At 43.2% G+C, this 20510-nt stretch carries 20 protein-coding genes and 8 tRNA genes; 10 read left to right on the plus strand and 18 right to left on the minus strand.

Going from position 1 to position 20510, the window contains the following annotated elements:
- The first annotated feature begins 106 nt into the window (after window positions 1-106).
- The 3 genes from hrpA to PPIS_RS03245 all read left to right on the plus strand — a co-directional run bounded on the left by hrpA (window position 107) and on the right by PPIS_RS03245 (window position 4765).
- Complete coding sequence (hrpA, locus tag PPIS_RS03235; RefSeq protein ID WP_010375539.1) at window positions 107-4000, plus strand: ATP-dependent RNA helicase HrpA; 3894 nt, start codon at window positions 107-109, stop codon at window positions 3998-4000.
- Window positions 4001-4081: 81 nt separating this feature from the next.
- Window positions 4082-4465, plus strand: a complete 384-nt coding sequence (locus PPIS_RS03240) for a response regulator (RefSeq protein WP_010375541.1) — start codon at window positions 4082-4084, stop codon at window positions 4463-4465.
- Window positions 4466-4474: 9 nt separating this feature from the next.
- Window positions 4475-4765 (plus strand): PilZ domain-containing protein, encoded by a 291-nt coding sequence (locus PPIS_RS03245; protein ID WP_010375543.1) that lies wholly within the window; start codon window positions 4475-4477, stop codon window positions 4763-4765.
- 60 nt (window positions 4766-4825) lie between these two features.
- On the opposite strand, the gene PPIS_RS03250 is transcribed toward PPIS_RS03245, so the two are convergent.
- Entirely contained in the window at window positions 4826-6016 is a 1191-nt protein-coding gene (locus PPIS_RS03250; RefSeq protein WP_010375545.1) for a class I SAM-dependent methyltransferase, read from the minus strand.
- Window positions 6017-6143: 127 nt separating this feature from the next.
- On the opposite strand from PPIS_RS03250, the gene PPIS_RS03255 reads away from it, so the two are divergent.
- The gene (locus PPIS_RS03255) at window positions 6144-6785 is read left to right on the plus strand and encodes an HD domain-containing protein (RefSeq protein ID WP_010375547.1); all 642 of its coding nucleotides are present in this window, start codon (window positions 6144-6146) and stop codon (window positions 6783-6785) included.
- Window positions 6786-6802: 17 nt separating this feature from the next.
- Here the strand turns inward: PPIS_RS03255 and PPIS_RS03260 are convergent, their stop codons facing one another.
- Window positions 6803-7783, minus strand: a complete 981-nt coding sequence (locus PPIS_RS03260) for an ion channel (RefSeq protein WP_010375550.1) — start codon at window positions 7781-7783, stop codon at window positions 6803-6805.
- Window positions 7784-8009: 226 nt separating this feature from the next.
- On the opposite strand from PPIS_RS03260, the gene PPIS_RS03265 reads away from it, so the two are divergent.
- Window positions 8010-8666, plus strand: coding sequence for a M48 family metallopeptidase (locus PPIS_RS03265; RefSeq protein ID WP_010375552.1), 657 nt, complete (start codon window positions 8010-8012; stop codon window positions 8664-8666).
- Between the two features lie 22 nt (window positions 8667-8688).
- On the opposite strand, the gene PPIS_RS03270 is transcribed toward PPIS_RS03265, so the two are convergent.
- The gene (locus tag PPIS_RS03270) at window positions 8689-9084 is read right to left on the minus strand and encodes a helix-turn-helix domain-containing protein (RefSeq protein WP_010375554.1); all 396 of its coding nucleotides are present in this window, start codon (window positions 9082-9084) and stop codon (window positions 8689-8691) included.
- A 72-nt stretch (window positions 9085-9156) separates the two neighbouring features.
- Between PPIS_RS03270 and PPIS_RS03275 the strand changes: the two genes are divergently transcribed.
- Window positions 9157-9654, plus strand: a complete 498-nt coding sequence (locus PPIS_RS03275) for a DUF2938 domain-containing protein (protein WP_010375555.1) — start codon at window positions 9157-9159, stop codon at window positions 9652-9654.
- Between the two features lie 17 nt (window positions 9655-9671).
- Here the strand turns inward: PPIS_RS03275 and PPIS_RS03280 are convergent.
- From PPIS_RS03280 to PPIS_RS03315, 8 genes are all read right to left on the minus strand, one after another.
- Window positions 9672-9756 (minus strand) — tRNA-Tyr (locus PPIS_RS03280).
- Between the two features lie 26 nt (window positions 9757-9782).
- Window positions 9783-9867 (minus strand) — tRNA-Tyr (locus PPIS_RS03285).
- Window positions 9868-9893: 26 nt separating this feature from the next.
- A tRNA-Tyr gene (locus PPIS_RS03290) sits at window positions 9894-9978 on the minus strand.
- Window positions 9979-10004: 26 nt separating this feature from the next.
- Window positions 10005-10089: transfer RNA gene (locus PPIS_RS03295), tRNA-Tyr, on the minus strand.
- A gap of 26 nt (window positions 10090-10115) precedes the next feature.
- A tRNA-Tyr gene (locus PPIS_RS03300) sits at window positions 10116-10200 on the minus strand.
- Window positions 10201-10226: 26 nt separating this feature from the next.
- A tRNA-Tyr gene (locus tag PPIS_RS03305) sits at window positions 10227-10311 on the minus strand.
- Window positions 10312-10340: 29 nt separating this feature from the next.
- A tRNA-Tyr gene (locus PPIS_RS03310) sits at window positions 10341-10425 on the minus strand.
- Window positions 10426-10445: 20 nt separating this feature from the next.
- Window positions 10446-10530, minus strand: a tRNA-Tyr gene (locus PPIS_RS03315).
- Window positions 10531-10642: 112 nt separating this feature from the next.
- On the opposite strand from PPIS_RS03315, the gene PPIS_RS03320 reads away from it, so the two are divergent.
- Window positions 10643-11164: a VC2046/SO_2500 family protein gene (locus PPIS_RS03320; RefSeq protein WP_010375557.1), complete on the plus strand. Its 522-nt coding sequence runs from the start codon at window positions 10643-10645 to the stop codon at window positions 11162-11164.
- 374 nt (window positions 11165-11538) lie between these two features.
- Here PPIS_RS03320 and PPIS_RS03325 read toward each other — a convergent pair whose 3' ends face one another.
- The 3 genes from PPIS_RS03325 to PPIS_RS03335 all read right to left on the minus strand — a co-directional run bounded on the left by PPIS_RS03325 (window position 11539) and on the right by PPIS_RS03335 (window position 13219).
- Window positions 11539-12000: a YchJ family protein gene (locus tag PPIS_RS03325; protein WP_145957324.1), complete on the minus strand. Its 462-nt coding sequence runs from the start codon at window positions 11998-12000 to the stop codon at window positions 11539-11541.
- 45 nt (window positions 12001-12045) lie between these two features.
- Window positions 12046-12441 (minus strand): SulA-like leucine-rich domain-containing protein, encoded by a 396-nt coding sequence (locus PPIS_RS03330; RefSeq protein WP_010375559.1) that lies wholly within the window; start codon window positions 12439-12441, stop codon window positions 12046-12048.
- A gap of 328 nt (window positions 12442-12769) precedes the next feature.
- The gene (locus tag PPIS_RS03335) at window positions 12770-13219 is read right to left on the minus strand and encodes a tetratricopeptide repeat protein (protein ID WP_010375560.1); all 450 of its coding nucleotides are present in this window, start codon (window positions 13217-13219) and stop codon (window positions 12770-12772) included.
- 121 nt (window positions 13220-13340) lie between these two features.
- Here PPIS_RS03335 and PPIS_RS03340 point away from each other — a divergent pair, with 121 nt between their 5' ends.
- Window positions 13341-14630 (plus strand): NCS2 family permease, encoded by a 1290-nt coding sequence (locus tag PPIS_RS03340; protein ID WP_010375561.1) that lies wholly within the window; start codon window positions 13341-13343, stop codon window positions 14628-14630.
- Window positions 14631-14696: 66 nt separating this feature from the next.
- Here the strand turns inward: PPIS_RS03340 and PPIS_RS03345 are convergent, their stop codons facing one another.
- Window positions 14697-15458 carry a hypothetical protein gene (locus PPIS_RS03345; RefSeq protein ID WP_010375563.1) on the minus strand — a complete coding sequence of 254 codons (762 nt, stop codon included), beginning with the start codon at window positions 15456-15458 and terminating at the stop codon, window positions 14697-14699.
- Between the two features lie 413 nt (window positions 15459-15871).
- Between PPIS_RS03345 and cysB the strand changes: the two genes are divergently transcribed.
- Window positions 15872-16849, plus strand: a complete 978-nt coding sequence (gene cysB, locus PPIS_RS03350; RefSeq protein ID WP_010375565.1) for an HTH-type transcriptional regulator CysB — start codon at window positions 15872-15874, stop codon at window positions 16847-16849.
- A 52-nt stretch (window positions 16850-16901) separates the two neighbouring features.
- Here the strand turns inward: cysB and queC are convergent, their stop codons facing one another.
- Window positions 16902-17558 (minus strand): 7-cyano-7-deazaguanine synthase QueC, encoded by a 657-nt coding sequence (gene queC / locus PPIS_RS03355; RefSeq protein WP_010375567.1) that lies wholly within the window; start codon window positions 17556-17558, stop codon window positions 16902-16904.
- Between the two features lie 123 nt (window positions 17559-17681).
- Between queC and queE the strand changes: the two genes are divergently transcribed.
- Window positions 17682-18347, plus strand: coding sequence for a 7-carboxy-7-deazaguanine synthase QueE (gene queE, locus PPIS_RS03360; protein ID WP_010375569.1), 666 nt, complete (start codon window positions 17682-17684; stop codon window positions 18345-18347).
- 97 nt (window positions 18348-18444) lie between these two features.
- On the opposite strand, the gene PPIS_RS03365 is transcribed toward queE, so the two are convergent.
- Entirely contained in the window at window positions 18445-19311 is an 867-nt protein-coding gene (locus tag PPIS_RS03365; protein WP_010375571.1) for a substrate-binding periplasmic protein, read from the minus strand.
- 159 nt (window positions 19312-19470) lie between these two features.
- Window positions 19471-20439 carry a cysteine synthase A gene (cysK, locus tag PPIS_RS03370; protein WP_010375573.1) on the minus strand — a complete coding sequence of 323 codons (969 nt, stop codon included), beginning with the start codon at window positions 20437-20439 and terminating at the stop codon, window positions 19471-19473.
- Between the last annotated feature and the right edge of the window lie 71 nt (window positions 20440-20510).

The raw sequence follows: 20510 nt of genomic DNA on the forward strand, positions 1-20510 counted from the left end.
TGAGAATAACAGCAAAAATCTCAATTCCTAACCAAATTTAGTTGGGTTCGTCTAATCTGATTTGATAAACTACACGGCGTTTTATGTAATCACAAGGTGTCGTGTAGTGCAGGTTGACTCGCTGTTCAAAGAGCTAAATTCATGTCTTAAAAAGGATCACTTCATCCTCAAAAAGCGCCTCCATGGTGCGAAAAAAATTACCGATCAAGAAAAGCAAAAGCAGGTAGTCGCAAAAGTAGCGGCTGCGATTGCAAAAAGCCAAGAATTAAAGGTAACAAGAAGTGCCAATATTCCAGCAGTAGAGTATCCTGAGCAACTACCCGTCAGCCAGAAAAAAGACGACATCAAAGCAGCCATCGCGAATAACCAAGTGGTCATTGTTGCCGGTGAAACAGGCTCGGGGAAGACCACGCAGCTACCTAAAATTTGTTTAGAGCTTGGTCGAGGCGTGGATGGCTATATTGGTCATACACAGCCTAGAAGACTAGCGGCAAGAAGCGTATCTACCCGTATCGCAGAGGAAATTGGCTGCGAGATGGGGCAAGAAGTTGGATTTAAAATTCGCTTCTCAGATCAAGTTTCTGACAATACATACGTAAAACTGATGACCGACGGTATTTTGCTCTCGGAAATTCAACAAGACAGATTCCTCAACCAGTACGACACAATCATCATTGATGAAGCGCACGAGCGTAGCCTGAATATTGATTTTATTCTGGGTTATTTAAAGCAGCTGTTGCCGAAGCGTCCAGATCTTAAAGTGATTATTACCTCAGCAACCATTGACCCTGAGCGTTTTTCCAAACATTTTAGTGACGCACCTATTATTGAGGTGTCAGGACGAACTTATCCAGTAGAAGTGAGATATCGTCCAGTTGAAGATGTAGACTCACAAAATGGCGAAGCAGAAAATGACCAGTTGCAGGGCATTTTTGATGCGGTTGATGAGCTTTGTGCCGAAGGACCCGGGGATATTTTGGTATTTATGAACGGTGAGCGTGAAATTCGTGACACCGCTGACGCGCTGGCAAAACGCAATTTAAAAGGCGTTGAGATTTTACCTTTGTATGCGCGCCTGTCTAATGCCGAACAAAATCGCATTTTTGCGCCCCATAGCCAACGGCGCATCGTATTGTCTACAAACGTTGCGGAAACGTCATTGACCGTACCAGGTATTCGCTATGTTATCGACCCGGGTACTGCGAGAATAAGCTGCTACAGTTATCGAACCAAAGTGCAACGCTTACCGATTGAAGCGGTATCACAAGCCAGTGCAAACCAGCGTAAAGGTCGATGTGGGCGTGTGGCATCCGGTATTTGTATTCGTTTATATTCTGAAGACGACTTTTTAGGGCGCCCTGAGTTTACCGATCCTGAAATTCTAAGAACCAATTTAGCTTCGGTTATTTTGCAAATGCTTGCACTTGGACTTGGTGATATAAGTCAATTCCCATTTGTACAAGCGCCTGATAGCCGTAATATCAAAGATGGTATGTCGTTACTTGAAGAGCTGGAGGCGATAGTTCCTGCACAGCGCAGAGAAAAGGCCAAGCTCACAGAATCAGGTCGTAAACTAAGTCGCTTACCCATAGACCCAAGGCTTGCCAAAATGGTGATGTCAGGGGCACAAAATAATGCGCTTTGGGAAGCGATAGTGATCACCGCGGCATTGTCTATTCAAGACCCAAGAGAGCGTCCTCAAGACAAACGTGCAGCCGCTGACGAAAAACACAATCGCTTTGAGTGCGAACACTCTGACTTTGTTGCATATCTAAATCTATGGAACTATATTGAAGCGCAGCAGCAAGCACTGACGCGTAACCAGTTTAGAAAGCAATGCCAAAAAGACTTTTTGGCCTACATGCGCGTACGTGAGTGGCAAGATATTATATATCAGCTGACCACGGTGTGTGAGGAGCTCGGCTTTAAAATAAATAGCAGTTCTGCAAGCGATGAAGCTATCCATCAATCTTTGCTAAGTGGCATGCTTAGCCATATTGGTGTAAAGGACGAAAAGCAAAAGCAAGTCTTTAAAGGCGCACGTAACAGCCAATTTCATATTTTCCCCGGTTCAACACTGTTTAAGAAAAGCCCTAAGTGGCTAATGTCTGCAGAGCTTGTGGAAACCAGTAAACTTTATGCTCGGGTTAACGCCAAGATCGATGTAAATTGGATTGCGCCGCTCGCCAAGTATTTAGTTAATAGCAGCTATAGTGAACCGCATTGGGAGAAAAAGGCTGGAGCGGTTATTGCATTTGAACAACAAACCTTATACGGCTTGATCATCGTTGGCCGCAAACGCACGGTGTATAGCGATATTGATCCTGTGGTTAGCCGAGAGATATTTATTCGTGAAGCGTTAGCAAATGGTCAACTTGGCCAGAGCGAAGGTTTTTTAAGCGCAAACCAAAAATTGGTTGAAGAAGTGCAAGCGCTTGAAGATAAAGCGAGGCGTCGCGATATCCTAGTCGACGAAGAAGATGTGGTTGCGTTTTATAACGATCGAATTCCACAAGACGTAAATAATCGTGCTGCGTTTAGTAAATGGTGGCGTTCACAAAAGCAAAAAGACAAACGCTTTTTGCATATGACGCGCGATCTATTAATGAAGCATGACGCTGAACATATCACGGATATCCATTACCCTGATACGTGGCAGCAGGGGAATTTGATTTTGCCTCTCAGTTACCACTTTGACCCAGGCCAAGCACTCGACGGCGTGGTGGTCAATATTCCTCTGGCATTGTTAAACCAAGTTCAAGATGAAGGTTTTGATTGGCATATCCCTGCGCTCAGACATGAGCTGGTTTGTGGGCTTATTAAGTCACTGCCGAAGACCTTGAGACGTAATTTTGTGCCAGCACCAAATTATGCCGATGCTGTGCTTGCCGCCGTTGAGGTAATGCAAGGCTCATTTATCGAAGCGGTGGCCAACCGTTTACTCAGAATGACAGGTGTCAAAGTCGCCGAGTCAGATTGGGATGTTAGTTCACTTGAGCCGCACTTAAAAATGCAATTTCAGGTAGTCGATGACAAAGGCAAGGTGATAGCCCATAGCTTTGATTTATTGACACTTAAGGCAAAGTTGCAAGGGCAAGTGACCGAAACGCTGTCGCAAGTGGCAGAGCAAGGGATCGAGCAGACGGATATTCAGCAGTGGGATTTTGGCGAGCTGCCAGAGCAATATACTAAAAAGCAAGGCAATTATGAGATTAAGGCTTTCCCTGCATTAGTCGATAAAAAACAAAGTGCGGCTATAGAACTGTTTGATAACGAAATAAAAGCCCAAGCAGCACATCAAGCTGGATTGCGCCGTCTTGTGCTACTCAATGTTCCTTCGCCTGTTAAATACCTGCAGCAACACTTACCAAATAAGGCTAAGTTAGGATTGTACTTTAATCCCTTTGGTAAAGTGCATGATTTAGTTGATGACTGTACGCAAGCTGGGGTTGATAAGTTGCTGCGTGCATTTGGCGAGATCAGAGAAGACGTCGCGTTTGAAAAAGCCAAAGAGCACATTCGAGCTGAGCTAGGTGACACTGTAGTTGAAATTGCGAAGCAAGTTGAGGCTGTGCTTAGTATTGCCCACAGTATTAACAAGCGTATGAAAGGCAGAGTGGATCTCACGATGATCACCGCGCACGGCGACATAAAATCTCAGTTATCCGGTCTTATCTTTAAAGGCTTTGTCACCGCTCATGGTGCTGACAAAATCTCTGATATTTTACGCTACATGAAAGCGATTGAAAAAAGGCTTGAAAAACTTGCGGTAGACCCAAACAGAGATAGGCTGTGTGTACTCGAATTGGAAAAAGTTGCTGCGGCCTATCAAGACAAGTTGGCAAAAATTCCTTCTGGATTACCTGTACCAGAGTCGCTTATAAATATTTTTTGGATGCAACAGGAACTTCGCGTGTCTTTGTTTGCTCAAACATTAGGAACGGCTTATCCGATTTCGGCTAAACGCGTTCTGAATTCGATAAAAGAGTGCGAAATATAAACTTGCATTTTAGAGTACGACAGTTACTTTATTATATGAGGAAGTAAAGTTTTGGATTGTGAGAAGGAAGCGGCATTGAATATGTCCACACGAGAGAAAAGGAAAAATGCACCGCATCTGCTAGTGGTCGACGACGAGTATTTTAACTATGAAATGCTCGAAGTGGCGCTGTCAGGGGCGTTTGAGCTGAGCTATGCAAACTCGGGCACGAGTTGCTTGTCTAATGCGATTGCTGATCCTCCAGATGCTATTTTGCTTGATGTATGTATGCCGGGCCTTGACGGTTACGACACCTGTCGAATGTTGAAAAATACACCAGAGACGAAGGACATTCCTGTATTAATGGTATCTGGTTTAGAGTCCGAAAAAGAACAAAAAGCGGGATTCGATGCCGGCTGCGATGCCTATGTGGTAAAGCCATTTTCAATGCAATCGCTATTAGAAAAAATAAAATCAATGGTGTAGGAGCATTATATGATCAATGAAGATAAACGCCGTTTTATGCGTATGTCGGTGGATGCAGTAGCAAAATTAACCGAACTTGAGTCGGGTAAAGTGCACCAAGGAGTTTGTCACGATTTAAGCGCCACAGGGTTGTCAGTGACAGTGAGCGACCCAATTGAAGCAAATTCAACCGTTGACATTTTCATTGATTCTAGTGGTGATATGATCCAGCCGCTTAGTGCTCATGCAACCGTGATCCGTTGTAGTCAAGAGCAGGATGAGCAGTGGATTGTAGGGCTTGAAATCACCAAATTTAATTAGATTACCTAAGCCCTAAAGGTGGTATTGAAGCTTCCTCCAATACCACTATAAATTGCTAAATCAATAAACTTTACAAATAAGGCCTTTCAGGTAAAAACCTTCTGGATAATTGCCCGCAATAGGGTGATCGGCTGCTTGATTTAGTCTTTCCATAATCAACAATTCTTTACCGGCATCGAGCGCAGCGTCTGCAACGACTTTCTGGAACAGGTTTTGTTCCATAAGACCAGAACACGAGAAGGTGAGTAACGTGCCACCAGGCTTTAATATCTGCATGGCAATCATATTGATATCTTTGTAGCCACGACAAGCACCGTTAAGCTGCGCCTTACTTTCTGCAAACTTTGGTGGATCCATCACAATAGTATCGAATTGACGGCCCTCATCACGATATTGTCTAAGTAGTTTGAATACGTCTTGCTTAACAAACTCAGCTTTCGATAAGTCTAGTTCATTATGTTCTACATTGCGTTTAGCTGTGTCGAGTGCAGGCTGCGATACGTCAACGTTGATTACTTTACTACAGCCACCGCGCAGTGCATAAAGACCAAATGTACCGGTGTAGCAGAAGCAGTTAAGCACTTCTTTGTCTTTTACAAAGCGTTCTAACGCGGCTCTACTGTCGCGTTGATCTAGATAAAAGCCGGTTTTATGGCCGCCGATGATATCGACTTCAATCTTTAAACCATTTTCGCTTATAAGGACGGGGGCGGTTGGTGCATCGCCAGCAAGCGGTCCGGTAATTTTATCAAGGCCTTCTTTTTTGCGCACATCAACATCTGAGCGCTCGTAAACATGACAATCGGGAAATAGTGATTGCAATGCCATTACTATTTCACCCTTGTGGCGCTCGGCACCAGCGCTTAGCAACTGACAAACCAAGTAATTATCAAACTTATCAATTGTTACACCTGGCAGACCATCGGACTCTGCGGCACACAATCTAAAGCCAGTTAAACCACCTTCAGCGATAACATATTCTCTGGCTGCTAGTGCCCGTGCGAGTTTTTGCTCAAAGAACGCTTGATCGATATGTTGTGATTCATCAAATGTCCAAATTCTGGCTCTGATCTGAGAGTCTGGACTGTAAGCGGCTGTCGCGAGGTATTTACCCTCATTGCTGTAAATCTTAACGGTATCGCCAAGGGCAGGTTTACCTTTTACTTTTTTAATGGCTTTTGAGAACACCCAAGGATGTTTTCTGTTAAGGGATTTTTCTCTGCCTGGTTGCAGATATAGCGCGCAAGTCATATATTTTCTCTAATCTTTCCTGATAGCTGCCATTTTAGTGAAGGGTGTGGCAACATACAATCAGTAATGCCTTTCCCGCTGAATTTGTGTGGGTTTATTTGTCAGATATTAATAAAAGTTGAGCTTAATGACGTTAAAAATGCATGAATTAGAAAAAGCATGTGAAGAGTTTATGCTGTCGACACCATGTGCAGATACCGCCCATGATTTGTCTCATATCAAGCGTGTAGTTAAAGTTGCAAAGGTGCTTTGCGAAGCTGAGGGAGCGGATCCTGCGGTGGTGATCCCTGCCGCTTGGTTACATGATTGTGTTGCCGTAGCAAAAAATCATCCAGACAGGCCGCTGGCGTCGAAATTAGCAGCAGATAAGGCGGTTGCCTTCCTAACAGAGTTGAAGTACGACACGGATAAACTTGAGGCGATTCACCACGCCATTGTTGCACACAGCTTTAGCGCCGGTGTCACACCCACGACATTAGAAGCCAAAATTGTTCAAGATGCAGACAGAATGGATGCACTAGGGGCAATAGGTGTTAGCCGCTGTATGAAAGTAGGTGGGGCGATAGCGCGTAATCTCTACAATGTAGAAGACCCTTTTTGTGAGCACAGAAAAGCTGACGATACCAAATATACCTTAGATCACTTCTTCATTAAGCTGCTGCATATTAAAGATAACATGCATACCACCGCAGCCCGTGAGCAGGCACAAGCCCGCACCCAATATATGCTGGATTTTTTAGAACAACTGAAATCAGAAATCGCGGATTGAAAATGACGAGATGAGTATCACCTCGTCATTTGCTTCACAAAGACCACCACAAATAGCGCTAATGAAAAGCTGCCGGTAAAAGCCTCTACCGCTGCGATCAGTCGGGAGATCCCCACAGGCGTAATATCCCCGTAACCCAAGGTTGTGAAGGTAACAACACTAAAATAAAAGCTGTTCAGCAGCGCCATTACGTTTTCAGATACACTGTTGTCTAAGTCCAGTTGCATTATCTGATCTTGAAACGAAACACCAAATAGAAAATAGCAAAATGCACAGGTAATTATCATACCTAGACTGAAACGAATGACATTTTCTGGTTTTTCTCCATACCCACATAATAAGTCGACAAAGCTGGAAATAAGGTGACGTTTTGAAAATCGTGGATACTGGGCATGTCGCATGCGCAGCTCTTTGTATGTAAAGCGCCCAACCATTTCAAATAGTCCTTGGTTTTCTGCGCCTTTACGTAGTAAACGATAGATCTCTTCGGACTGTAGAAACAAGTCCTCCGCGTCTTCTTTCGCTCGGCTTCTGCGAGCCTCAAAAGCTTGCTGCTCTTGCAGTAATTGCTCGCCGAGTTCCATATTATCGATACGGGTGTTTTCCAGCTTTATGCCGAGCAAATTGGTGCTTTCTAAATTACAGCAGTGCAGACTTGCTTCTCTCAAATCGGCCTTCATTAGCGACGCATGCTTAATGGTATTATTAAATAGGTGCGCCCCTTTTAAATTGGCACGATAGAAGTTGCTATAAGATAGATCATAACCATGATGATTTTCAAAGTTAACAAGATTGAGCCCTTCTAAATTGGCTCGCTTCAACTCTAAGCCTTGTAGCAAACCGCCGCGCTTGGCGTAGCGCTCAAGCTTTTGGCTTAGCTCCAAGCCACCTTTATCGAATTTATTGTCATGCCAAAAGCAGTAACCTGAGCCCATATCGATTTCACTGCATTTTTTTCCCTCAGGTGACACATATTGGCAAATGGGTTTATCAGCCATAGCTTGCCTAAATCAAAATGCCTTTTTCATTAAGCGTAGCAGCAAAAATAATAAATACGGTGATTTAACGAAAAAATCTTTCTAATTTATAGAGTGTTAGAAACCACACTATTGATGAGTGTATTGTCATCATTGGTCGAATTCATTATCTTACATGGCGTTTGCAGTGACTCTGATAAGTTGCTCATACTATAATGCATGCTTTAGTGACTAAGAATTTGTTATCTTGCAATATCAATTGAAGAAAAGCCGAAAGCGTAAGAGCGTTGCGATAAAAATAAAAGCTGGCCAAGTATTTGTGTATGCGCCAGAGCAAATTTGCGAGCGCTGGTTACATAATTGGGTGGAAAGCAAATCCAATTGGATAAGATCAAAGCTTGCTCTAAAAATCATACCAAAGAGCCCTCGGCCACTGGAAACAGGTATTGTGCAAGTATTCGGCGAGACCTTTACCATTCAAAGAGGCGAAAGTACGACCTCTGTAATTGATTTTGATAACAAAAGGGTTTTACTTAAGGCTGTCAAAAATGAATGGCGTGAATTAGTTGCGCTGTTAAGCGAAACGCTAAATGACTATGTAGATATGGTTATTGCGCGCTATCAACCTGATATTCAAGCTCGCTTTGATACCCTAAAAATACGCGTTTATAAAAGCCGCTGGGGCAGTTTTTCATCTAAAGGCGTGCTTGCGTTTAATACGTTTTTGATTGGTGCGCCTCAGTGGGTAATTGATTATGTGGTAGTGCACGAACTTTGCCATTTTCATGTCATGGCACACAATAGCGCATTTTGGCATTTGGTAACAAAGCACTATGGCCACGACCATAAAATGGCTCGGCGTTACTTACGTGACCACGGTCGTGACTTGATGATTGAGCATTAGCATAGTGTCCTGTTTATGCCTATTATTTGTCGGGCCTCACCTTTGCCGCTCGTTTTAACAGCTTTTGAAATGTCGGACATTCAAAATGGCTTGGCGCAGGGCATTTTGCAGCGTGATAGAGGCCATCTCGCATTGCAGTTAAATGCTTAATGGTTTCATTTAATTCATCCGCTTTGGATTGTAACTTCACCCTATCAATATCCGCTTTACCCTCGGGGGTAAACATGTCCGCTATCTCATCTAACGAAAAGCCTGCGTTTCTGCCAAGTGTAATAAGTGCTAGACGTTCAAGTATCGAAGGGGGGAAAACACGTTTGAGCCCTTGTCGACCAATCGATCGGATCAGTCCTTTTTCTTCATAATATCTAAGCGTGGATGCGGGTAAACCTGACTTCTTTGCAACTTCACTGATATCCATTTTTGCCCTTGACTTAAAGTTAACTTGAACTAGTAGGATAGCGGCTATCAGTAAAAAAGAGGAGTAAAAATAGTGGAAAACCTATATTCGATATTAATGCCAGCAGTCGTGATTGGCGTAGGTGCAACGCTTGTTATGGATTTGTGGGCATTTATGCTCAGTCGCTTGTTTGCCATAAAGGGCTTAGATTATGCATTAGTTGGTAGGTGGATTGGACACTTGTGTCAAGGTCAACTTACGCATCAAGGTATCGGGCGTAGTAAACCAATATCTGGTGAACGTGTCATTGGCTGGTCCATGCATTATTTCATTGGGATTGTATTCGCCTTGGTGTTTCTACTGAGCGTGGGCAAGCCTTGGTTGATTGAGCCTAGCCTTTTGACTGCGTTAGTTTTTGGCTTCATAACGTGTGTTTTTCCATTTTTTATTATGCAACCCTGTTTTGGTGCAGGGATCGCAGCATCTAAATTACCAGAGCCGACTAAGGCAAGGGTAAAAAGTATGGCAGCACATTTGATTTTTGGCTTTGGGTTGTTTTTAAGCTCGTTTATATATGTAAGCTTATTGTGAGATAAAGCAATAGAAAGTGGTGGAGGGAGCTGGATTCGAACCAGCGAAGGCTGAGCCGTCAGATTTACAGTCTGATCCCTTTGGCCGCTCGGGAACCCCTCCATCATTTGGAGCGTTTATTTTAAAAGTGGTGGAGGGAGCTGGATTCGAACCAGCGAAGGCTGAGCCGTCAGATTTACAGTCTGATCCCTTTGGCCGCTCGGGAACCCCTCCATCATTTGGAGCGTTTATTTTAAAAGTGGTGGAGGGAGCTGGATTCGAACCAGCGAAGGCTGAGCCGTCAGATTTACAGTCTGATCCCTTTGGCCGCTCGGGAACCCCTCCATCATTTGGAGCGTTTATTTTAAAAGTGGTGGAGGGAGCTGGATTCGAACCAGCGAAGGCTGAGCCGTCAGATTTACAGTCTGATCCCTTTGGCCGCTCGGGAACCCCTCCATCATTTGGAGCGTTTATTTTAAAAGTGGTGGAGGGAGCTGGATTCGAACCAGCGAAGGCTGAGCCGTCAGATTTACAGTCTGATCCCTTTGGCCGCTCGGGAACCCCTCCATCATTTGGAGCGTTTATTTTAAAAGTGGTGGAGGGAGCTGGATTCGAACCAGCGAAGGCTGAGCCGTCAGATTTACAGTCTGATCCCTTTGGCCGCTCGGGAACCCCTCCATACATTTTAAAGCGTTACAATTTGAAAGTGGTGGAGGGAGCTGGATTCGAACCAGCGAAGGCTGAGCCGTCAGATTTACAGTCTGATCCCTTTGGCCGCTCGGGAACCCCTCCGAAATTGTAACTGTTGTTTATGGTGGAGGGAGCTGGATTCGAACCAGCGAAGGCTGAGCCGTCAGATTTACAGTCTGATCCCTTTGGCCGCTCGGGAACCCCTCCTAAACAACGGCGGTGATAATAACAAAGTTTTTTTCGAAGTAAAGAAAACTACTAAAGTTTTTCGGAAAAAGGCCGATAAATTCATAATTAGCAAAATAATCGGTTGGAATACATGCAAATTGATGGCGTTTTAATCAGTGAGTCGCAATTAGGGTCCGCGTTGAACATTAGTGTTCATGAGACGCGCTCTGCCGATTTTGCCATGCTATTATCTATGCTATCAACCGATGCATTAGATTTTAGCCAATTTCATCTACCAAAATCTGAAGCTGCCGCAAAAGATAACTCAGAAGAAACACTAAAAAAGCAATTTGAAATAGGTCCACAAAAGCCACTTGCGCCAAAAGAGTACAATATGCTTATTGGCCAGCAAAACGCGCAGCTGGTATCTATGGGGGCGATGGCGACCTTGCGATTGCAAGAAAATTTAAATCCAGAACCTTTTGCCGCACGAAATGATAAAAAGCATATTCCACTCGAAGTTGTAGAAAATTTGGAACCAGCGGTTAAAAGGCGTTTGGCGAGCGCGCAAGGTAAACTGGCCTTGGTTACTGATAAGGCAATGGATGCAGCTGGTTTTTATGATCAAATTGCAACGGGAGATATGCAGAGTATGTTACGCGCGACGGCGTAACAACATTAGCTGCTTTTACTTCTTCAAATTGAGCAAGTTTAAGACAAACTGGTATTAAACTTGCTGTTTTACAGCTGTTTGCTTCGTTACTAGACTGACATAAAACGCCATGCTTATCGTGCTTCATGTCTAATACCAATTGAATTAATTCTCTAATCAATTTGAAGGGTGAAATAGCATATTAGCTTCGTTAAAAATTTCTCATTTAGAACAACTAAATAGCAAAATTTTTGCCTTGCTACTAAAGCTATTTCCCCGCTTCAAGATAGATCATTTACTTAATACAACTGGTATAAGCTAAACGGCCTTTAATCATCCTTAGCTCGTTTCAAGCTTTTTTATTGCTTTGTATTTAATCTCTAATTCAGACTATTTTAGCTACCATGGCACTTTTTATACTTTTTACCACTGTCACACGGACAGACGTCATTTCTGCCTACTTTGGTTGTAGGCGTATCGTACAATTCACCATCTAAGTAATACCATCTGCCTGCTTCGGTAATAAAATTTGACCGTTCATGGAGTATATAGTGCGTGTTTTCTGCGATATAGTGCGCCTTAAACTCAACAACCTCCTGAGTAGCTTCTGCTACTTCTTCTAGCACTTCCAATTTTATAAAGCGTGCGTAATTAGCAAATGCAGCAATATCGTCGATATTGTTTTGTGCTTGTTTAGCCTGGGCGTAGGTGTCATGAATATACTTTGCATCTTTTAAGCAGTATGCAGTATAGCGAGAGCGCATGAGTATTTGTGGACGCTCTGCGAATTTTTGTCCCTTAAGGTACGGCTCACAACATTGCGAATAGGGAAGGGATGAATTGCAATAACAAGACATAAAAACTTCTGTTTTAACAAATTTATATCCCGTTATTGTAGCTGGTTAAGCGCTTTGAAAACAGTGGATCGCAACGTCAGATACTGGCAGTTCCATTTTGTTGATAGTTTGCACTGATGCAATATCAGTCCAAATCACCACAGCAGCGAAATTACCATTGCTGATAGCACTTTTAAGTACATACTCAAGGTCGTATATGTGCTTTTGCCTAATGACGAGCAACTTACTTGCATCAACTGAAGCACTTTCTAGCAGTGACTTGTTTGGTACATTATCGGGCGCAACGAGTAGCGTCCAGCCTTGTTTATGCTGACATTTATGTAAAACTTTAAGTAACTCTAAGCTAGCGACGATCTCATCTTCAACGATAACATTATTGATTTCGTTAAGTGTGTAATAAGTCGAATTATTTGGCTGTAGAAGTGTATTGCTGTGTAACATAATTGTCTCACTGGTTATCTATACAGTATTTGTATACAGTAGTTTATACAGTGTGTGAATGCAAGGAAAATTGCTAGCTTTTTAATCAATATTCAAGCTTAATTTTTATTTAGTTTAAATTTTTAATATAAAACAAATAGTTGTGGTTTTTTGAAATGAGAGCTTAATTGACGAAAGTTCAGTATGAGTAAAGCATTAGGAAGTTTTCTCAGCTGCTATACAGTAGTTTTCCTACTGTACTATTGTGATCGTTGCAGAGGGTAAGCGTACGTTTACTGAAGAGAGGCTTGGCTACGCCTAGCCTATATTTTGGTGAGTAAAATTTAATTTATTGGCTAATATGCTGTAGTTGATGGATTTGCTCGTAGAGTGTTGCAGCATAGCACTGTGCATCTCTAAAGCGCTTAGTTGTAAGGAAGCGGCGTACATCTAGTAGTACCTGTTCGGCGCCTTTGTGCCCTTGGCTGCTGGCCAAACTTAACCAAGCGGCTGCATGAAAAGGACTGGGTGGCACTCCTTGACCTTTCATAAACAACAAACCTAAAAAGAACTGTGCCTTCAAATCACCAGACATCGCCGCCAGTCTTAGCCATTTTGCCGCAAGCGGAAAAGACTTTTCTTTTAGGTAATAGAGACCTTTTTTCAAAGCTTGGGTATTGTCATGAAGATCTGGGAATTTTGCGTCTGCTTTTAATGGCGAAGTTACAAATTCAAGCACATTCAGCAGCTGCTGTTCTAAGTCATGGTTTGCTGAGTTGTCGGTGCTATTTTGATCCATATCTTTATTCGCAATAATGTTGATAAGCAGAGTGTAGCTGAATTTTAACTATTTTGTCCGAGTTTTAAAGTGATTCGTGTTAAAATCCAACCACTTGTTCCTCAAATTTGTAATTTTAGTTATGCTCGAGCGGTTATTTTCACTGCAAGCTATGCACACCAATGTAAGAACCGAGGTGATTGCTGGCTTGACGACATTCGTTACTATGGTTTACATCGTTTTCGTAAACCCAGCAATGCTAGCAGAAGCTGGTATGGATCACGGCGCTGCTTTTGTGGCAACTTGTATCGCAGCCGCAATCGGCTGTTTTATTATGGGGCTATGGGCAAACTATCCATTAGCGCTTGCACCTGGAATGGGCTTAAACGCCTTTTTTACCTATGGTGTTGTGCTCGGCATGGGCTATACATGGCAAAGTGCATTAGGCGCGGTATTTATGTCGGGCTGTTTATTTCTATTTTTGAGCGTATTCAAGGTTCGCGAATGGGTGATCCAAGCTATACCTATCGTGCTAAAGCGTGCGATTGCGGCAGGTATTGGCGCATTCTTAGCGTTAATCGCGCTAAAAAACGCGAAAATTGTTATTGCAAGTGATGCTACATTAGTACAACTTGGTGATATAACTTCTCCCGGCCCGCTATTAGCCATTGCGAGCTTTTTTGTGATTGCGGCGCTTATGTACCGTGAAGTCAAAAGTGGCGTGCTTATCAGCATTTTAATGGTAACGGGTATTGCGTGGGGACTTGGCCTTGTAGATTATCACGGGGTTGTTGATGTGCCCCCAAGCATCGCGCCGACCTATATGCAGTTAGATTTGAGCGGAATTTTTGAGCTTTCCATGCTCAGTGTGGTGTTTGCATTTTTATTTGTCGATTTATTTGATACCAGTGGCACATTGGTTGCGGTGACGCAAAAGGCTGGATTATCTGACGAACATGGTCGTATGCCAAGGCTGGGTAGGGCATTGTCAGCTGACAGCACTGCGACGATTGCAGGCTCAGTGCTCGGTACCTCAACGACGACTTCATACATCGAATCAGTGTCGGGTGTATCTGTCGGTGGTCGCACAGGATTGACGGCCGTGGTCGTAGGGATCTGCTTCTTAATCATGATGTTCTTTGCGCCATTGGCACAAATGGTTCCTGCATATGCGACGGCAGGCGCGATACTGTATGTGTCGGTATTAATGCTACAAAACCTAAAATTGATTAATTGGGATGAGATGAGCGATGCTATTCCGGTCAGTGTTGTGTTATTGATGACACCACTCACGTTTTCAATCGCGCATGGTATTGCTTTGGGTTTTATTTCTTATACTGCAGTTAAGTTGGCGTGTAATAAAGCAAATGAAATCAGTATCAGCGTTTGGGTACTGACAGTACTCTTTATCGTTAAGTTTGCTTTTGGTTAAGCTGGCGGGTTTACTTCATTTGTAATAAAAAGGCTGGGAGACCAGCCTTTTACGTAAATTGTGGTGTTACCACTTCTTCTTCGGTGCAAACAGGACGTCCAAGTCGTCTTGTTCTTGCTCTGCTTTCTTTTTCACCGCTGATGCGTTGGACGCTCTAAGTTCACTGCTGATCTCTTCTAAATAACCTTCCAGCTGTGCTTTTTTCTCTTTTACATAGTCATCATTGTATGAGACGGCGCAAATTGTAGCGTAAGCTTTTTCAAAGTATTGTCTTGCCGAACCGACCATATTTGCAGTCCTTGCTGAAAGCCCTCGTTTTATCTGGCTCTCTACATTGATTTTAAGCTGAAATCGCTCTAGTCTGCGGTCTTCATTAACGAACAGTTGAGTGTCTACTTTACCTTTACTATGCTCAGAGCGCAGTAGTTGGCGTAATTTTTTTATGCCTTGAACTAATGCGATAATTTGTTTGTCGTTGTCAGGAAGTGCTATCGAGTCTGAATCTGCTGTTTTTTCAGGCTGAGTATTTAAGCGCTCTTGCGACTCGTGTAAGCGACTTTTTAATTCTTTCGAAGTCGGAGACAGCTCCACCATTGCGGCTAAAGCGTCATGCACGCGGCGTTGAATAATACGGATCATGACTTCAGACATCGGAATATTGCTGCCATTCATGATGACGTCTTCCGCTTCTTCTATTACGCGTTTTTGCTTAGCCAGTTCTTTGCGTCTCTCCGCTTCTTGTTTCTCTTTATGTTGCTGGATCGCGCTTACCCAAACTGCTATGACGATAAGTGCAACAATCAACATTATTATAATAGAAACAAACATACTGAAATCTCTTTCATGTAACCACCAGTGTAATTTTTTAATCTTACATGAATTCGTACTATTCTGAACAGGTTTACGACAATAACCTGTAAAAAAGATAAAGAATTCATTATTTTTTAGTATAGTCGATGCCTAAATGAGCGGTTAGTTTTAGTGAAAGATAGTCGCTAGATTTAGCTCGTGAGTTTGCAAATGCGTGTCAAAATATTCGTTATTTGGCCAAGTGACTGTCGGAGCGTCTGTGAAAATGCTGATATTTAGTACCTCTTGGCTACCTCATTTTTACCAAATGTGCTAGCCTACATAAGGTCGTAACAGGCGGTTTTTATCGCTTTGCACTAAACTCGCTAACAAAAAGCGGTTTTGCTATGGGCTGATGCTCAACATCAAGAGATCATAAGAATAAAAGCAATATGAAATTACAACAATTGAGATATATCGTCGAAGTGTTGAATCACAACCTTAATGTGTCAGCGACGGCGGAAAGTTTATATACCTCTCAACCTGGTATTTCAAAGCAAGTGCGCATGCTTGAAGACGAGTTGGGAGTACAAATTTTTGGCCGTAGCGGTAAGCATTTAACGCATGTTACGGGCGCGGGTAATGAAATTATTAATATTGCTCGTGAGATCCTCTCTAAAGTGGAAGGGATCAAAGCGGTTGCAAATGAACATACCTTACCAGATCAAGGTAAACTAAACATCGCAACGACGCATACACAAGCTCGTTACGCGTTACCTCCTGTGATCCAAGGATTTATGAAAAAATATCCTGCGGTTTCTCTACACATGCATCAAGGTACGCCACAGCAAATCTCTGATGCTGCTGCTCGAGGTGATGCTGACTTTGCTATTGCTACCGAGGCGCTGCATTTGTACAGTGATCTTGTCATGCTACCTTGCTATCACTGGAATCGTAGTATTGTGGTCGCCAAAGACCATCCTCTTGCACAAAAAGGCAGTGCACTGACGGTGCAAGACGTCGCTAAATATCCGTTGATCACTTATGTGTTTGGTTTTACTGGCCGCTCAGAACTGGATAAAGCATTTAATGCTCATGGTTTGGAGCCACACATCGTGTTTACTGCAACAGACGCCGATGTGATTAAAACCTATGTAAGATTAGGACTCGGTGTTGGTGTATTGGCGTCAATGGCACTTGATGAAAAGTCTGATAGCGACTTAGTTTGCATCGATGCAAGTCACCTATTTGAAGCAAGTACGACGAAAATCGGTTTCAGAAAAGGGAGCTTCCTAAGAGGCTACATGTACGACTTTATTGAGCGATTTGCACCGCATCTCACAAAAGATGTGGTAGAGCGTGCAAGCTTGCTGCGAAATCAAGATGATATTGACAAGCTGTTTGAAGGTATGACGCTTCCTGTGAAATGAAGCACTTGAACAGCATATGAAGAGGCCTCAACAGAGGCCTTTTTCGATACGGTTATTCGTACGGGAGTGGATCTGTTGCGTGGTTTAGTTCAAATGCTTCGAGACGCTCTTGGCAAGCACCACACTTACCACATGCTTTTTCGCGGCCGTTGTAACACGTCCAAGTGTCAGCGTAATCTAATCCCATTTTTAGACCGTCAGTCAGGATATCAATTTTTGAGTTGTTAAGGTAAGGACTCACAATTTCAACGGCGTCGTAGTTCGCAATGCGACAAACATCATCCATCTTTTTAACGAACTCTGGGCGGCAATCTGGATAAATTGCATGATCGCCAGAGTGAGCACCGTAAAATACCTTATTTGCTTTTAGAGAGACAGCGTAACCTACCGCAAGAGAAAGCAAAATCATATTGCGATTAGGCACAATCGTGCTCTTCATGCTCTCTTCTTCATAGTGGCCTTCTGGCACGTCGATGTCATCAGTTAGGCTAGAGCCTGACAATAATTGATTGATAGCAGAAATATCAACGACCTTATGAGCAACGCCGAGTTTTGCACATACGTCAGCGGCAACTTGTAGCTCTTTTACATGTCGCTGGCCATAGTTAAAAGACAGTGCATAAACCTCATGGCCCTCGCGGACAGCCTTGTTTAATACAGTGTAAGAGTCCATTCCGCCGGAATAGATTACGACAACTTTTTCGCTCATAGGTGATTTGCCTCGATTTTGATAGAGGTTTACTTCAGGGCGCGATATACTACACGGCCGCTGGAGAAATGACAATTTTCTCGCGGTATTTTTCGACAACTTTATCTTAAACACGGGGCCATTTTGTACAAGGTTAACGAAATATTTGAAACAATTCAGGGTGAAGCAAGCTTCACTGGTACGCCTTCAATCTTTTTACGTTTGCAGGGCTGTCCAGTTGGTTGCGCTTGGTGTGATACCAAACAAACGTGGGAAACCAACGACACTTTTATTGTTTCATTGGATAACACTGTAGAAAAAAAGGCTGACTCAGAGTGGTGGGCGAACGCGAGTGCTGACGAGATCTTGGCGATTTTCGAGTCGCGGGGCTACCAAGCCAAACATGTGGTGATCACTGGTGGTGAACCTTGTATGTTTGATCTTCGCCCGTTATGCGAGTTATTGCATAGCAAAGGGTACAGCACACAGATTGAAACCAGTGGTACATTTGAGATCCTCGCGCCAGCTGAAACTTGGGTTACCGTGTCGCCAAAAATTAATATGCGTGGGGGTTACAAAGTACTTCCAAGTGCAATGGCTCGTGCTGATGAGATAAAGCACCCCGTTGCGATGCAAAAGCATATTGAGGAATTAGAGGCGTTATTTGCACAAACTGGGGTTGAACCAAAGCTAGTGTATCTTCAGCCAATCAGCCAAAAAGCCAAGGCCACTAAGCTTGCAATAGACAATTGCAAAGCGAAAAATTGGCGCTTATCAGTTCAAGTGCACAAGTATTTAGGGATTAACTAAAGCGATTTGCCTAAGCGTATTTTAGCTAAAAATGCGGTGTGTTTAAGCAGAGGTATTGAACAAACGCGGTGCTTAGGCGTTAAGCCCTTTGTAGAGGTTAATAACACTCGTTACTGACCATTTCGATCATTCTTTGCGTTTCACCGCTATTTTCAAATTGATAGAGATTGCGATTGATGTCTTTGAGCAATTCACGCCAATGTGGTTTTTGCTTGCTAAGCGCAAAGTAGAGGTGATTGTACTTTATAGGCGGTGTCACGTTTTCTATGTTTCTCAGTAATTCAATTTTCTCAGCTCTAGGTAAGTCTGAATAATTGACTGTAAAGCGCAGTACTTTTGGATCGCCTATTACTAAATTTACGCGCTTACCGACGAGTAATTTCACTAGCTGTAAATCATTTACGGCTTCTACTGTAACAAATTCACCATTATCCATCATAGCATCAAACTCGGGGGTATTCTGATAGCCTCTCACGACGCCAATGAGCTCATTCTTAACTGAGTTTAGATTACCATCAAAGCGGTCTTCTTCACCTCTTCGCTTCAAAAAGCCGATTTCGCCACCAGGAAAGGCATTAGATAAGGCAAGTAGCTCTCTGCGGGTCTTATTCTTGTGATTGTCAGATGGTGCTGAATCCTCAATATAGTATTCTGGGAATAAAATATCAGCTTTGCCTGTTTCTGCGGCCCTTACGGCACGAGCCCAAGGCAAAAATTCAACATACACTTGATAATCTAAATCGGTAAGCAGTGCGACGGCAAACTGAAAGGCCCAGCCTTTATTGCAGAGGTTTGCACCGATATAAGGTGGCCAATCTAACGTCACAATATGAATGAAGGCATTTTTGCCTTTCTTATTGTATAGATAGCCCCCTTGATACTTTTCTCCAGCAACAAGGCGAAATTCACCACCCTTAAAGTAGGCGACGTTTAAATTCTCCCCATAGATGAAGATACTAAACATGAGAAAAAACAAGAGTAATAAGGTCTTTACAGTCATCGAAGTCAAAAAAGCGTAGCGAATAGATAAAGTGTAGTGAAAGGAGGTGAAATTAAAAGGAATAATATAAAAAACAAAGGGGCAGTGATGCCCCTTGGAAGTCTAGAATATGAAGCTCTAGTCTTACTGCACTAATTCTTGTTCAGAGAATGTGTCTGCAAAGAGTGGGCTAGTTAGGTAACGCTCTGCAGCGCTTGGCAAAATAACCACGATGTTTTTATCAGCATTTTCAGGTTGCTCGGCAATACGCTTTGCGGCAACTAGGGCTGCGCCTGAAGAAATACCTACTAAAATACCTTCGTCTTTCATCAGCTGGTGTGCCATTGCAATTGCATCTTCATTAGAGACCAACTCAACGCCATCAATAAGCTCAAGATCTAGGTTGCCCGGAATAAAGCCAGCACCGATCCCTTGAATTTTGTGTGGACCCGGTTTTACTTCGTCGCCCGCAAGGGTTTGCGTGATAACTGGTGAGTCAACTGGCTCAACAGCGATTGACTTAACATTTAGGCCTTTTTCATTTTTCAGATAGCGCGAAACACCAGTGATCGTGCCACCCGTACCAACGCCCGCAACGAAGTAATCGATATTACCTTCAAGTGCATCAAAAATTTCCGGACCCGTTGTTTCAAAGTGGATCTTCGGGTTTGCTGGGTTTTCAAACTGTTGCAGTAACACGTATTTTTCAGGGTTACTTGCTTGGATTTCATTTGCTTTTTCAATCGCGCCTTTCATGCCCTTGGCGCCTTCTGTCAGCACTAAATTTGCGCCAAGTGCTTTAAGTAGTTTACGACGCTCAAGGCTCATCGTATTTGGCATAGTAAGTGTCAACTTATAACCACGAGAAGCAGCAACGAAAGCCAATGCAATACCCGTGTTACCTGAAGTTGGTTCAATAAGTTCTTTACCTTCGCTAAGAAGGCCCGCTTTTTCAGCTTCCCAGATCATAGACGCACCAATACGGCATTTAACGCTGAAGCTTGGGTTACGCGCTTCCACTTTTGCGTAAACATTGCCGCCAGAAACGCGATTGATTTTAACCAACGGTGTATTACCGATAGTTAGACTGTTATCTGCATATACTTTAGTCATTTGTGTTCCCTAATCTAGGTTTGCTTGTATTCCATCACTTTACTGCGCATTTCGCAAAACGAAAGGAAAGA

The organism is Pseudoalteromonas piscicida (assembly GCF_000238315.3).
In the GTDB taxonomy this organism is placed as follows: Bacteria; Pseudomonadota; Gammaproteobacteria; order Enterobacterales; family Alteromonadaceae; genus Pseudoalteromonas; species Pseudoalteromonas piscicida.

Bases quoted from the DNA above. Each gene is read 5' to 3' on its own strand.
- PPIS_RS03335 (WP_010375560.1), bottom strand. From the start codon at position 13,219: ATGGATCAAAATAGCACCGACAACTCAGCAAACCATGACTTAGAACAG.
- PPIS_RS03330 (WP_010375559.1), bottom strand. From the start codon at position 12,441: ATGTTACACAGCAATACACTTCTACAGCCAAATAATTCGACTTATTAC.
- PPIS_RS03270 (WP_010375554.1), bottom strand. From the start codon at position 9,084: ATGGATATCAGTGAAGTTGCAAAGAAGTCAGGTTTACCCGCATCCACG.
- queC (WP_010375567.1), bottom strand. From the start codon at position 17,558: ATGAGCGAAAAAGTTGTCGTAATCTATTCCGGCGGAATGGACTCTTAC.
- PPIS_RS03255 (WP_010375547.1), top strand. From the start codon at position 6,144: ATGACGTTAAAAATGCATGAATTAGAAAAAGCATGTGAAGAGTTTATG.
- PPIS_RS03260 (WP_010375550.1), bottom strand. From the start codon at position 7,783: ATGGCTGATAAACCCATTTGCCAATATGTGTCACCTGAGGGAAAAAAA.
- cysK (WP_010375573.1), bottom strand. From the start codon at position 20,439: ATGACTAAAGTATATGCAGATAACAGTCTAACTATCGGTAATACACCG.
- PPIS_RS03250 (WP_010375545.1), bottom strand. From the start codon at position 6,016: ATGACTTGCGCGCTATATCTGCAACCAGGCAGAGAAAAATCCCTTAAC.
- PPIS_RS03340 (WP_010375561.1), top strand. From the start codon at position 13,341: ATGCTCGAGCGGTTATTTTCACTGCAAGCTATGCACACCAATGTAAGA.
- PPIS_RS03365 (WP_010375571.1), bottom strand. From the start codon at position 19,311: ATGTTTAGTATCTTCATCTATGGGGAGAATTTAAACGTCGCCTACTTT.
- PPIS_RS03320 (WP_010375557.1), top strand. From the start codon at position 10,643: ATGCAAATTGATGGCGTTTTAATCAGTGAGTCGCAATTAGGGTCCGCG.
- PPIS_RS03325 (WP_145957324.1), bottom strand. From the start codon at position 12,000: ATGTCTTGTTATTGCAATTCATCCCTTCCCTATTCGCAATGTTGTGAG.
- PPIS_RS03345 (WP_010375563.1), bottom strand. From the start codon at position 15,458: ATGTTTGTTTCTATTATAATAATGTTGATTGTTGCACTTATCGTCATA.
- PPIS_RS03240 (WP_010375541.1), top strand. From the start codon at position 4,082: ATGTCCACACGAGAGAAAAGGAAAAATGCACCGCATCTGCTAGTGGTC.
- PPIS_RS03245 (WP_010375543.1), top strand. From the start codon at position 4,475: ATGATCAATGAAGATAAACGCCGTTTTATGCGTATGTCGGTGGATGCA.
- cysB (WP_010375565.1), top strand. From the start codon at position 15,872: ATGAAATTACAACAATTGAGATATATCGTCGAAGTGTTGAATCACAAC.